General features: G+C 42.8%; 10 protein-coding genes. All 10 read left to right on the plus strand.

Going from position 1 to position 13,860, the window contains the following annotated elements; genetic code table 11:
* The first annotated feature begins 430 nt into the window (after nucleotides 1-430).
* The 10 genes from C6N34_RS13295 (at nucleotide 431) to C6N34_RS13340 (ending at nucleotide 13,825) form a co-directional block, all read left to right on the plus strand.
* Nucleotides 431-1,981, plus strand: a complete 1,551-nt coding sequence (locus C6N34_RS13295) for an ATP-binding protein (RefSeq protein WP_236107062.1) — start codon at nucleotides 431-433, stop codon at nucleotides 1,979-1,981.
* Nucleotides 1,982-2,067: 86 nt separating this feature from the next.
* The gene (locus C6N34_RS13300) at nucleotides 2,068-2,892 is read left to right on the plus strand and encodes a PD-(D/E)XK nuclease domain-containing protein (RefSeq protein WP_236107064.1); all 825 of its coding nucleotides are present in this window, start codon (nucleotides 2,068-2,070) and stop codon (nucleotides 2,890-2,892) included.
* A 137-nt stretch (nucleotides 2,893-3,029) separates the two neighbouring features.
* A complete protein-coding gene (locus C6N34_RS13305) occupies nucleotides 3,030-4,583 on the plus strand; it encodes an ATP-binding protein (RefSeq protein WP_236107066.1) in 1,554 nt (517 codons plus the stop codon).
* Nucleotides 4,584-4,622: 39 nt separating this feature from the next.
* Nucleotides 4,623-5,345 (plus strand): ATP-binding protein, encoded by a 723-nt coding sequence (locus tag C6N34_RS13310; RefSeq protein WP_236107073.1) that lies wholly within the window; start codon nucleotides 4,623-4,625, stop codon nucleotides 5,343-5,345.
* Entirely contained in the window at nucleotides 5,333-6,184 is an 852-nt protein-coding gene (locus C6N34_RS13315; RefSeq protein ID WP_236107075.1) for a PD-(D/E)XK nuclease domain-containing protein, read from the plus strand. Before C6N34_RS13310 ends, C6N34_RS13315 begins: the two co-directional genes overlap by 13 nt.
* A gap of 955 nt (nucleotides 6,185-7,139) precedes the next feature.
* Complete coding sequence (locus C6N34_RS17020; RefSeq protein WP_268906681.1) at nucleotides 7,140-7,583, plus strand: AAA family ATPase; 444 nt, start codon at nucleotides 7,140-7,142, stop codon at nucleotides 7,581-7,583.
* Nucleotides 7,556-8,686, plus strand: coding sequence for a PD-(D/E)XK nuclease domain-containing protein (locus C6N34_RS17025; RefSeq protein WP_268906682.1), 1,131 nt, complete (start codon nucleotides 7,556-7,558; stop codon nucleotides 8,684-8,686). Before C6N34_RS17020 ends, C6N34_RS17025 begins: the two co-directional genes overlap by 28 nt.
* A gap of 838 nt (nucleotides 8,687-9,524) precedes the next feature.
* Complete coding sequence (locus C6N34_RS13330; protein ID WP_236107077.1) at nucleotides 9,525-10,364, plus strand: ATP-binding protein; 840 nt, start codon at nucleotides 9,525-9,527, stop codon at nucleotides 10,362-10,364.
* A 129-nt stretch (nucleotides 10,365-10,493) separates the two neighbouring features.
* Nucleotides 10,494-11,072: a PD-(D/E)XK nuclease domain-containing protein gene (locus C6N34_RS13335; RefSeq protein ID WP_236107079.1), complete on the plus strand. Its 579-nt coding sequence runs from the start codon at nucleotides 10,494-10,496 to the stop codon at nucleotides 11,070-11,072.
* A gap of 1,202 nt (nucleotides 11,073-12,274) precedes the next feature.
* Nucleotides 12,275-13,825 carry an ATP-binding protein gene (locus C6N34_RS13340; protein ID WP_236107081.1) on the plus strand — a complete coding sequence of 517 codons (1,551 nt, stop codon included), beginning with the start codon at nucleotides 12,275-12,277 and terminating at the stop codon, nucleotides 13,823-13,825.
* Nucleotides 13,826-13,860 lie beyond the last annotated feature (35 nt).

Here is a 13,860-nt window from a genome sequence, read left to right on the forward strand (position 1 = left end):
CTTTGCAATCGCGTTTATATATATCCTGTGGGTTTGTTGGGTTTCGTTCCTCAACCCAACCTACGAAGCTCTCCCACGGACAGTCTCCAGGTGTGGGTTAATTCAAATAAATCACGGGTAATCCTTTGCAATCGCGTTTATATATATCCTGTGGGTTTGTTGGGTTTCGTTCCTCAACCCAACCTACGAAGCTCTCCCACGGACAGTCTCCAGGTGTGGGTTAATTCAAACAATTATAGTTGGGTTTCGTTCCTCAACCCAACCTACGAAGCTCTCCCACGGACAGTCTCCAGGTGTGGGTTAATTCAAACAATTATAGTTAATCCCATAAGTAGTGCTTCGCAATCACTTTTAATTTAAAATAAATTCACATAAATAAGCCCGGTGATTGAATTAGAGATAAACTAGAGTTAGGATAATAAGCATTAGTATGAACCCCAAAAATCTCCCGTTGGGAATCAACACCCTGAGTATGCTACGGGAAAACAATTGTGTCTATGTGGACAAAACCGAAATAGCTCACGGTCTGATCCGCATTCCTGGACGCTTCTTTCTATCTCGTCCCCGACGTTTCGGCAAAAGTCTGTTTATAGATACCCTCAAGGAGATTTTTGAGGGGAATCAAAAATTATTTGAGGGGCTTTATATCCATGACCAATGGGACTGGAGTAGAAAATTCCCAGTGATTAAAATAGATTTTGCTGGTGGGGTATTAAAAAACCGACAAGAGCTGGACCAAAAAATTAATGGTATTTTTTTAAAAACTGCCCAATCCCTGGGAGTGGACTATGAACTAGAGGACATTCAAGGTCGTTTCGGAGAAATCATTGCTGGTGCATACCAACGATTTGGAGAAAGAACAGTGGTGCTGGTGGATGAATACGACAAACCCATCCTAGACAACATCGACAACCCAGCTATTGCTGCTGAAATGAGAGAGGGACTCAAAAACCTATACTCAGTCCTCAAGGAACAGGATGCCAACATCCAGTTCATCTTCATGACTGGAGTCACCAAATTCTCCAAAGTCAGCCTTTTCAGTGGGTTAAATCAACTCACCGACATTACCATCAGTAGGGACTTTTCCACCATTTGTGGGTACACCCAGGAAGATTTGGAGCAAACCTTTGCCCAGCACTTGCAAGGGGTAGACTGGGATAAACTGCGCCTCTGGTATAATGGATACTCGTGGCGTGGCGATTCCGTTTATAACCCCTACGATATCTTACTGTTTATCCGTGAGGGAATGGAGTATGGCAACTACTGGTTTGAGACAGGAAACCCCACCTTCTTAATTAAGCTATTTCAGACCAACTGCTACTTCCTCCCCAAATTAGAGCATCTAGAAGTAACCGAAGAGATTTTAAAGTCCTTTGAAATAGAACGAATTAACCCAGTCACCCTGTTATTTCAATCTGGGTATTTGACCATTGAGAGCACCTTTACTGCTATGGAACGTTACATGTTCCGACTGAAAATTCCCAACCGGGAGGTAAAAGTCGCCTTGGGAGATCAATTAGTCAACGCCTACACGGACTTCGTTGAAGAGAAATTGGGTATTCAGAGACCCTTATATGAAAACTTATTTCAAGGCGATGTTAATGGATTTATAGACACAGTAAGACGCCTATTTGCTTCTATACCTTGGCGAAACTTTACCAACAATGACCTGGCTAATTTTGAGGGCTACTACGCTTCTGTGCTATATGCTTTCTTGAGTTCCTTAAATGCGCGCATCATTCCCGAAGATATCACCAACTATGGTCAAGCGGACATAACGGCCATGTTGGGTAATCATATTTACGTGATAGAAATCAAAGTAGTAGATGGGGAGAACGTAAAAGAGAACCTAGCCCTAAAACAAATACGGGAATGTAACTATGCGCAAAAGTATAGGGGAGAACCAGGTAAAACTGTTCATGAAGTGGGGTTAGTTTTTAGTCGCAGCAAACGTAATCTCATTCAAGCAGATTGGGAATAAGTTAAGATAAATATAATCACTCACGATAAAACTGAATTAGGCTTTGAGACAATTAATTCCCTGTCTCCCCCACGGACAGTCTCCAGGTGTGGGTTAATTCAACTAAATCACGGGTAATCCTTTGCAATCGCATTTATATATATCCTGTGGGTTTGTTGGGTTTCGTTCCTCAGAGGAAGATATTTCGCAACTACTGGTTTGAGACAGGTGGTCCCAGCTTTCTAGTCAAGCTATTCCAAGCCAAGTGCTACTTCCTCCCCAACCTAGAGCATCTAGAGGTAACCGAGGAGATCTTAGAGTCCTTTGAAATAGAACGAATTAACCCAGTCACCCTGTTATTTCAATCTGGGTATTTGACCATTGAGAGCACCTTTACCGCTATGGAACGTTACATGTTCCGACTGAAAATCCCCAACCGGGAGGTAAAAGTCGCCTTGGGAGATCAATTAGTCAACGCCTACACGGACTTCGTTGAAGAGAAATTGGGTATTCAGAGACCCTTGTATGAAAACTTATTTCAAGGTGATGTTAATGGATTTATCGACACAGTAAGACGCCTATTTGCTTCTATACCTTGGCGTAACTTTACCAACAATAACCTGGCTAATTTCGAGGGCTACTACGCTTCTGTGCTATATGCTTTCCTGAGTTCCTTAAATGCGCGCATCATTCCCGAAGATATCACCAATTACGGTCAAGCGGACATAACGGCCATGTTGGGTAATCATATTTACGTGATAGAAATCAAAGTAGTAGATGGGGACAATGTAAAAGAGAACCTAGCCCTAAAACAAATACGGGAATGTAACTATGCGCAAAAGTATAGAGGAGAACCGGGGAGAACCGTTCATGAAGTAGGCTTGGTTTTCAGTCGCAGCAAACGTAACCTCATTCAAGCAGATTGGGAATAAATGTGGGTTAATTCAAACAATTATAGTTAATCCCATAAGTAGTGCTTCGCAATCACTTTTAATTTAAAATAAATTCACATAAATAACCCCGGTGATTGAATTAGAGATAAACTAAAATTAAGATAATAAGCATTAGTATGAACCCCAAAAATCTCCCCCTGGGGATCAACACCCTAGATAAACTACGCGGTAGCAACTGTATTTATGTGGACAAAACACCGCTTGCCCTCCAGTTAATAAAACAGCCTGGAGCCTTCTTTTTGTCTCGTCCCCGACGTTTTGGTAAAAGTCTGTTTATAGATACCCTCAAGGAGATTTTTGAAGGGAATAAGAAATTATTTGAGGGGCTTTATATCCATGACCAGTGGGACTGGAGTAGAAAATTCCCAGTGATTAAAATAGATTTTGCTGGTGGGGTATTAAAAAACCGACAAGAGCTGGATCTGCGCATACTGGATATTTTGCACGAAAACGCAGAGCATCTGGATGTGTCATACAAGTCAACTGATATACCGGGAAAATTGGGAACTTTGATTCGTAAGGCCATGGCAAAATATGGACAACGTGCTGTGGTGCTGGTGGATGAATACGACAAACCCATCCTAGACAATATAGACAACCCACCTATTGCTGCTGAAATGAGAGAGGGGCTCAAGAATCTATACTCCGTTCTCAAGCAACAGGATGCCAACATCCAGTTCGTCTTCATGACTGGAGTCACCAAATTCTCCAAAGTCAGCCTTTTTAGTGGTTTAAACCAACTCACGGACATCACCATTGATACCAGATACTCCTCCATCTGCGGTTACACGGAAACCGACCTCACCGAATCCTTCGGAGAACATCTTGCAGGAGCAGATCGAGAAGCGGTACGCTCTTGGTATAATGGTTATAACTGGACAGGTTCCGAGAGCGTTTACAACCCCTACGATATCCTCATGTTTATCGATAAGAGGAAGATATTTCGCAACTACTGGTTTGAGACAGGTAGTCCCAGTTTTCTAGTCAAGCTATTCCAAGCCAAGTGCTACTTCCTCCCCAACCTAGAGCATCTAGAGGTAACCGAGGAGATCCTAGAGTCCTTTGAAGTAGAACGGATAAACCCAGTTACCTTGTTATTTCAATCTGGGTATTTGACCATTGAGAGCACCTTTACCGCTATGGAACGTTACATGTTCCGACTGAAAATCCCCAACCGGGAGGTAAAAGTCGCCTTGGGAGATCAATTAGTCAACGCCTACACGGACTTCGTTGAAGAGAAATTGGGTATTCAGAGACCCTTATATGAAAACTTATTTCAAGGCGATGTTAATGGATTTATAGACACAGTAAGACGCCTATTTGCTTCTATACCTTGGCGGAACTTTACTAACAATGACCTGGCTAATTTTGAGGGTTACTATGCTTCTGTGCTATATGCTTTCTTGAGTTCCTTAAATGCGCGCATCATTCCCGAAGATATCACCAACTATGGTCAAGCGGACATAACAGCCATCTTAGGTGATCATATTTACGTGATAGAAATCAAAGTAGTAGATGGGGACAATGTAAAAGAGAACCTAGCCCTAAAACAAATTCGGGAATGTAACTATGCGCAAAAGTATAGAGGAGAACCGGGGAGAACCGTTCATGAAGTGGGGTTGGTTTTCAGTCGCAGCAAACGTAACCTCATTCAAGCAGATTGGGAATAAATTAAGATAAACTAGGATAATAAGCACATATTCTTTATTATGAACCCCAAAAATCTCCCCCTGGGGATCAACACCCTAGATAAACTACGCGGTAGCAACTGTATTTACGTGGACAAAACACGACTTGCACTCCAGTTGATAAAACAACCTGGAGCCTTCTTTCTATCTCGTCCGCGACGTTTTGGCAAAAGTCTGTTTATAGATACCCTCAAGGAGATTTTTGAAGGGAATAAGAAATTATTTGAGGGGCTTTATATCCATGACCAGTGGGACTGGAGTAGAAAATTCCCAGTGATTAAAATAGATTTTGCTGGTGGAGTATTAAAAAACCGACAAGAGCTGGACCAAAAAATTAATGGTATTTTTTTAAAAACTGCCCAGTCCCTGGGAGTGGACTATGAACTAGAGGACATTCAAGGTCGTTTCGGAGAAATCATTGCTGGTGCATACCAACGATTTGGAGAAAGAACAGTGGTGCTGGTGGATGAATACGACAAACCCATCCTAGACAACATCGACAACCCAGCTATTGCTGCTGAAATGAGAGAGGGACTCAAAAACCTATACTCAGTCCTCAAGGAACAGGATGCCAACATCCAGTTCATCTTCATGACTGGAGTCACCAAATTCTCCAAAGTCAGCCTTTTCAGTGGGTTAAATCAACTCACCGACATTACCATCAGTAGGGACTTTTCCACCATTTGTGGGTATCACCCAGGAAGATTTGGAGCAAACCTTTCGCCCAGCACTTGCAAGGGGTAGACTGGGATAAACTGCGCCTCTGGTATAATGGATACTCGTGGCGTGGCGATTCCGTTTATAACCCCTACGATATCTTACTGTTTATCCGTGAGGGAATGGAGTATGGCAACTACTGGTTTGAGACAGGAAACCCCACCTTCTTAATTAAGCTATTTCAGACCAACTGCTACTTCCTCCCCAAATTAGAGCATCTAGAAGTAACCGAAGAGATTTTAAAGTCCTTTGAAATAGAACGAATTAACCCAGTCACCCTGTTATTTCAATCTGGGTATTTGACCATTGAGAGCACCTTTACTGCTATGGAACGTTACATGTTCCGACTGAAAATTCCCAACCAGGAAGTGAAAGTCGCCTTGGGAGATCAATTAGTCAACGCCTACACGGACTTCGTTGAAGAGAAATTGGGTATTCAGAGACCCTTGTATGAAAACTTATTTCAAGGTGATGTTAATGGATTTATCGACACAGTAAGACGCCTATTTGCTTCTATACCTTGGCGGAACTTTACTAACAATGACCTGGCTAATTTTGAGGGTTACTATGCTTCTGTGCTATATGCTTTCTTGAGTTCCTTAAATGCGCGCATCATTCCCGAAGATATCACCAACTATGGTCAAGCGGACATAACAGCCATCTTAGGTGATCATATTTACGTGATAGAAATCAAAGTAGTAGATGGGGACAATGTAAAAGAGAACCTAGCCCTAAAACAAATACGGGAATGTAACTATGCGCAAAAGTATAGAGGAGAACCAGTAAAACTGTTCATGAAGTGGGGTTGGTTTTTAGTCGCAGCAAACGTAATCTCATTCAAGCAGATTGGGAATAAATTAAGATAAATATAATCACTCACGATAAAAGATTAGGCTTCTGATTAATTCACCTGTCTCCCCACGGACAGTCTCCAGGTGTGGGTTAATTCCAACTAAATCACGGGTAATCCTTTTGCAATCGCGTTTATATATTGTCCTGTGGGTTTGTTGGGTTTCGTTCCTCAACCCAACCTACGAAGCTCTCCCACGGACAGTCTCCAGGTAGGGGTTAATTCAACTAAATCACGGGTAATCCTTTGCAATCGCGTTTATATATATCCTGTGGGTTTGTTGGGTTTCGTTCCTCAACCCAACCTACGAAGCTCTCCCACGGACAGTCTCCAGGTGTGGGTTAATTCAACTAAATCACGGGTAATCCTTTGCAATCGCGTTTATATATATCCTGTGGGTTTGTTGGGTTTCGTTCCTCAACCCAACCTACGAAGCTCTCCCACGGACAGTCTCCAGGTGTGGGTTAATTCAACTAAATCACGGGTAATCCTTTGCAATCGCGTTTATATATATCCTGTGGGTTTGTTGGGTTTCGTTCCTCAACCCAACCTACGAAGCTCTCCCACGGACAGTCTCCAGGTGTGGGTTAATTCAACTAAATCACGGGTAATCCTTTGCAATCGCGTTTATATATATCCTGTGGGTTTGTTGGGTTTCGTTCCTCAACCCAACCTACGAAGCTCTCCCACGGACAGTCTCCAGGTGTGGGTTAATTCAACTAAATCACGGGTAATCCTTTGCAATCGCGTTTATATATATCCTGTGGGTTTGTTGGGTTTCGTTCCTCAACCCAACCTACGAAGCTACGAAGCTCTCCCACGGACGGTCTCCAGGTTTCGGTTAATTCAAATAATTATAGTTAATCCCATAAGTAGTGCTTCGCAATCACTTTTAATTTAAAATAAATTCACATAAATAACCCCGGTGATTGAATTAGAGATAAACTAGAGTTAGGATAATAAGCATTAGTATGAACCCCAAAAATCTCCCGTTGGGAATCAACACCCTGAGTATGCTACGGGAAAACAATTGTGTCTATGTGGACAAAACCGAAATAGCTCACGGTCTGATCCGCATTCCTGGACGCTTCTTTCTATCTCGTCCCCGACGTTTCGGCAAAAGTCTGTTTATAGATACCCTCAAGGAGATTTTTGAAGGGAATCAGAAATTATTTGAGGGGCTTTATATCCATGACCAGTGGGACTGGAGTAGAAAATTCCCAGTGATTAAAATAGATTTTGCTGGTGGGGTATTAAAAAACCGACAAGAGCTGGATCTGCGCATACTGGATATTTTGCACGAAAACGCAGAGCATCTGGATGTTCATATAAGTCAACTGATATCCGGGAAAATTGGGAACTTTTTGATTCGTAGGCATGGCAAAATATGGACAACGTCGATGGTCAGTGGATGAATGACAACCCATCCTACGACAACATCGACAACCCATCTATTGCTGCTGAAATGAGAGAGGGACTCAAAAACCTATACTCCGTCCTCAAGCAACAGGATGCCAACATCCAGTTCGTCTTCATGACTGGAGTCACCAAATTCTCCAAAGTCAGCCTTTTTAGTGGTTTAAACCAACTCACGGACATCACCATTGATACCAGATACTCCTCCATCTGTGGTTACACGGAAACCGATCTGACCGAATCCTTCGGAGAACATCTTGTAGGAGCAGATCGAGAAGCAGTACGCTCCTGGTATAATGGTTATAACTGGACAGGTTCCGAGAGCGTTTACAACCCCTACGATATCCTCATGTTTATCGATAAGAGGAAGATATTTCGCAACTACTGGTTTGAGACAGGTAGTCCCAGTTTTCTAGTCAAGCTATTCCAAGCCAAGTGCTACTTCCTCCCCAACCTAGAGCATCTAGAGGTAACCGAGGAGATCCTAGAGTCCTTTGAAGTAGAACGGATAAACCCAGTTACCTTGTTATTTCAATCTGGGTATTTGACCATTGAGAGCACCTTTACCGCTATGGAACGTTACATGTTCCGACTGAAAATCCCCAACCGGGAGGTAAAAGTCGCCTTGGGAGATCAATTAGTCAACGCCTACACGGACTTCGTTGAAGAGAAATTGGGTATTCAGAGACCCTTGTATGAAAACTTATTTCAAGGTGATGTTAATGGATTTATCGACACAGTAAGACGCCTATTTGCTTCTATACCTTGGCGTAACTTTACCAACAATGACCTGGCTAATTTTGAGGGCTACTACGCTTCTGTGCTATATGCTTTCTTGAGTTCCTTAAATGCGCGCATCATTCCCGAAGATATCACCAACTATGGTCAAGCGGACATAACGGCCATCTTAGGTGATCATATTTACGTGATAGAAATCAAAGTAGTAGATGGGGAGAATGTAAAAGAGAACCTAGCCCTAAAACAAATTCGGGAATGTAACTATGCGCAAAAGTATAGGGGAGAACCGGGGATAACCGTTCATGAAGTGGGGTTGGTTTTTAGTCGCAGCAAACGTAACCTCATCCAAGCAGATTGGGAATAAATTAAGATAAACATAATCAGTCACGATAAAACCGACTTAGGCTTTGAGACAATTAATTCCCTGTCTCCCCCACGGACAGTCTCCAGGTAGGGGTTAATTCAACTAAATCACGGCTAATCCTTTGCAATCGCGTTTATATATATCCTGTGGGTTTGTTGGGTTTCGTTCCTCAACCCAACCTACGAAGCTCCCCCACGGACAGTCTCCAGATGTGGGTTAATTCAACTAAATCACGGGTAATCCTTTGCAATCGCGTTTATATATATCCTGTGGGTTTGTTGGGTTTCGTTCCTCAACCCAACCTACGAAGCTCCCCCACGGACAGTCTCCAGATGTGGGTTAATTCAACTAAATCACGGGTAATCCTTTGCAATCGCGTTTATATATATCCTGTGGGTTTGTTGGGTTTCGTTCCTCAACCCAACCTACGAAGCTCTCCCACGGACAGTCTCCAGGTAGGGGTTAATTCAACTAAATCACGGGTAATCCTTTGCAATCGCGTTTATATATATCCTGTGGGTTTGTTGGGTTTCGTTCCTCAACCCAACCTACGAAGCTCTCCCACGGACAGTCTCCAGGTAGGGGTTAATTCAACTAAATCACGGGTAATCCTTTGCAATCGCGTTTATATATATCCTGTGGGTTTGTTGGGTTTCGTTCCTCAACCCAACCTACGAAGCTCCCCCACGGACAGTCTCCAGGTAGGGGTTAATTCAAATAATTATAGTTAATCCCATAAGGAGTGCTTCGCAATCGCTTTTAATTTAAAATAAATTCACATAAATAACCCCGGTGATTGAATTAGAGATAAACTAGAGTTAGGATAATAAGCATTAGTATGAACCCCAAAAATCTCCCGTTGGGAATCAACACCCTGAGTATGCTACGGGAAAACAATTGTGTCTATGTGGACAAAACCGAAATAGCTCACGGTCTGATACGCATTCCTGGACGCTTCTTTCTATCTCGTCCCCGACGTTTTGGCAAAAGTCTGTTTATAGATACCCTCAAGGAGATTTTTGAAGGGAATCAGAAATTATTTGAGGGGCTTTATATCCATGACCAGTGGGACTGGAGTAGAAAATTCCCAGTGATTAAAATAGACTTTGCTGGTGGGGTATTAAAAAACCGACAAGAGCTGGATCTGCGCATACTGGATATTTTGCACGAAAACGCAGAGCATCTGGATGTGTCATATAAGTCAACTGATATACCGGGAAAATTGGGAACTTTGATTCGTAAGGCCATGGCAAAATATGGACAACGTGCGGTGGTGCTAGTGGATGAATATGACAAACCCATCCTAGACAACATCGACAACCCATCTATTGCTGCTGAAATGAGAGAGGGACTCAAAAACCTATACTCCGTCCTCAAGCAACAGGATGCCAACATCCAGTTCGTCTTCATGACTGGAGTCACCAAATTCTCCAAAGTCAGCCTTTTTAGCGGTTTAAACCAACTCACGGACATCACCATTGATACTAGATACTCCTCCATCTGTGGTTACACGGAAACTGACCTCACCGAATCCTTCGGAGAACATCTTGTAGGAGCAGATCGAGAAGCAGTACGCTCTTGGTATAATGGTTATAACTGGACAGGTTCCGAGAGCGTTTATAACCCCTACGATATCCTCATGTTTATCGATAGGCGAATTTTACACTACTGGTTTTGAAACCGGGAACCCGACGTTCCTGGTTAAATTATTTCAAGCCAACAGCTACTTCCTCCCTAACCTAGACATCTAGAGGTAACTGAGGAGGATCTTAGAGTCCTTTGAAGTAGAACGGATAAACCCGTCACCTTGTTATTTCAATCTGGGTATTTGACCATTGATCATACCTTTATCCGTCGCCATCGCTCCATGTTTGCTCTAAAAATACCCAACATGGAAGTTCGTCTGACATTAAATGACCATTTTATCAACGCGTATACGGAAATAGTAAATGAAAAGAGTGCTATCCAAGATAGATTATATGAGTATATGTGTAGTGGAGATTTAGAATCAACAGTGAAAGCAGTAAAGCGTCTATTTGCAGGGATTCCCTGGCGGAACTTTACCAACAATGACCTGGCTAATTTCGAGGGCTACTACGCTTCTGTGCTATATGCTTTCCTGAGTTCCTTAAATGCGCGCATCATTCCCGAAGATATCACCAACTATGGTCAAGCGGACATAACGGCCATCTTAGGTGATCATATTTACGTGATAGAAATCAAAGTAGTAGATGGGGAGAATGTAAAAGAGAACCTAGCCCTAAAACAAATTCGGGAATGTAACTATGCGCAAAAGTATAGAGGAGAACCGGGGAGAACCGTTCATGAAGTGGGGTTGGTTTTTAGTCGCAGCAAACGTAACCTCATTCAAGCAGATTGGGAATAAATTAAGATAAACATAATCAGTCACGATAAAACCGGCTTAGGCTTTGAGACAATTAATTCCCTGTCTCCCCCACGGACAGTCTCCAGGTAGGGGTTAATTCAACTAAATCACGGGTAATCCTTTGCAATCGCGTTTATATATATCCTGTGGGTTTGTTGGGTTTCGTTCCTCAACCCAACCTACGAAGCTCCCCCACGGACAGTCTCCAGATGTGGGTTAATTCAACTAAATCACGGGTAATCCTTTGCAATCGCGTTTATATATATCCTGTGGGTTTGTTGGGTTTCGTTCCTCAACCCAACCTACGAAGCTCTCCCACGGACAGTCTCCAGGTAGGGGTTAATTCAACTAAATCACGGGTAATCCTTTGCAATCGCGTTTATATATATCCTGTGGGTTTGTTGGGTTTCGTTCCTCAACCCAACCTACGAAGCTCTCCCACGGACAGTCTCCAGGTAGGGGGTTAATAAATCACGGGTAATCCTTTGCAATCGCGTTTATATATATCCTGTGGGTTTGTTGGGTTTCGTTCCTCAACCCAACCTACGAAGCTCTCCCACGGACAGTCTCCAGGTAGGGGTTAATTCAACTAAATCACGGGTAATCCTTTGCAATCGCGTTTATATATATCCTGTGGGTTTGTTGGGTTTCGTTCCTCAACCCAACCTACGAAGCTCTCCCACGGACAGTCTCCAGGTAGGGGTTAATTCAACTAAATCACGGGTAATCCTTTGCAATCGCGTTTATATATATCCTGTGGGTTTGTTGGGTTTCGTTCCTCAACCCAACCTACGAAGCTCCCCCACGGACAGTCTCCAGATGTGGGTTAATTCAACTAAATCACGGGTAATCCTTTGCAATCGCGTTTATATATATCCTGTGGGTTTGTTGGGTTTCGTTCCTCAACCCAACCTACGAAGCTCTCCCACGAACAGTCTCCAGGTAGGGGTTAATTCAACTAAATCACGGGTAATCCTTTGCAATCGCGTTTATATATATCCTGTGGGTTTGTTGGGTTTCGTTCCTCAACCCAACCTACGAAGCTCTCCCACGGACAGTCTCCAGATGTGGGTTAATTCAAACAATTATAGTTAATCCCATAAGGAGTGCTTCGCAATCACTTTTAATTTAAAATAAATTCACATAAATAACCCCGGTGATTGAATTAGAGATAAACTAGAGTTAGGATAATAAGCATTAGTATGAACCCCAAAAATCTCCCGTTGGGAATCAACACCCTGAGTATGCTACGGGAAAACAATTGTGTCTATGTGGACAAAACCGAAATAGCTCACCGTCTGATACGCATTCCTGGACGCTTCTTTCTATCTCGTCCTCGACGTTTCGGCAAAAGTTTGTTTATAGATACCCTCAAGGAGATTTTTGAGGGGAATCAAAAATTATTTGAGGGGCTTTATATCCATGATCAATGGGACTGGAGTAGAAAATTCCCAGTGATTAAAATAGACTTTGCTGGTGGGGTATTAAAAAACCGACAAGAACTGGATCTGCGCATACTGGATATTTTACACGACAATGCGGAGTATCTGGGTGTGTCCTACGAGTCAATTGATATACCAGGAAAATTAGGAACTTTGATTCGTAAGGCCATGGCAAAATATGGAGAACGTGCGGTGGTGCTGGTGGATGAATACGATAAACCCATCCTAGACAACATCGACAACCCGCCTATTGCTGCTGAAATGAGAGAGGGACTCAAGAACCTATACTCGGTTCTCAAGCAACAGGATGCCAACATCCAGTTCATCTTCATGACTGGAGTCACCAAATTCTCCAAAGTCAGCCTTTTTAGCGGGTTAAATCAACTCACGGACATTACCATCAGTAGGGATTTTTCCACCATTTGTGGGTACACCCAGGAAGATTTGGAGCAAACCTTTGCCCAGCACTTGCAAGGGGTAGACTGGGATAAACTGCGCCTCTGGTATAATGGATACTCGTGGCGTGGCGATTCCGTTTATAACCCCTACGATATCTTACTGTTTATCCGTGAGGGAATGGAGTATGGCAACTACTGGTTTGAGACAGGAAACCCCACCTTCTTAATTAAGCTATTTCAGACCAACTGCTACTTCCTCCCCAAATTAGAGCATCTAGAAGTAACCGAAGAGATTTTAAAGTCCTTTGAAATAGAACGAATTAATCCAGTCACCCTGTTATTTCAATCTGGGTATTTGACCATTGAGAGCACCTTTACTGCTATGGAACGTTACATGTTCCGACTGAAAATTCCCAACCAGGAAGTGAAAGTCGCCTTGGGAGATCAATTAGTCAACGCCTACACTGACTTCGTTGAAGAGAAATTGGGTATTCAGAGACCCTTGTATGAAAACTTATTTCAAGGTGATGTTAGTAGATTTATAGACACAGTAAGAAGCCTGTTTGCTTCTATCCCTTGGCGTAATTTTACCAACAATAACCTGGCTAATTTCGAGGGCTACTACGCTTCTGTGCTATATGCTTTCCTGAGTTCCTTAAATGCGCGCATCATTCCCGAAGATATCACCAATTACGGTCAAGCGGACATAACAGCCATCTTGGGTAATCATATTTACGTGATAGAAATCAAAGTAGTAGATGGGGAGAACGTAAAAGAGAACCTAGCCCTAAAGCAAATACGGGAATGTAACTATGCACAAAAGTATAGAGGAGAACCAGGTAAAACCGTTCATGAAGTAGGCTTGGTTTTCAGTCGCAGCAAACGTAACCTCATCCAAGCAGATTGGGAATAAATTAAGATAAATATAATCACTCACGATAAAACCAG

Origin of the sequence: Cylindrospermopsis raciborskii Cr2010 (assembly GCF_003367075.2) — a bacterium.
GTDB classification, from domain to species: domain Bacteria; phylum Cyanobacteriota; class Cyanobacteriia; order Cyanobacteriales; family Nostocaceae; genus Raphidiopsis; species Raphidiopsis raciborskii.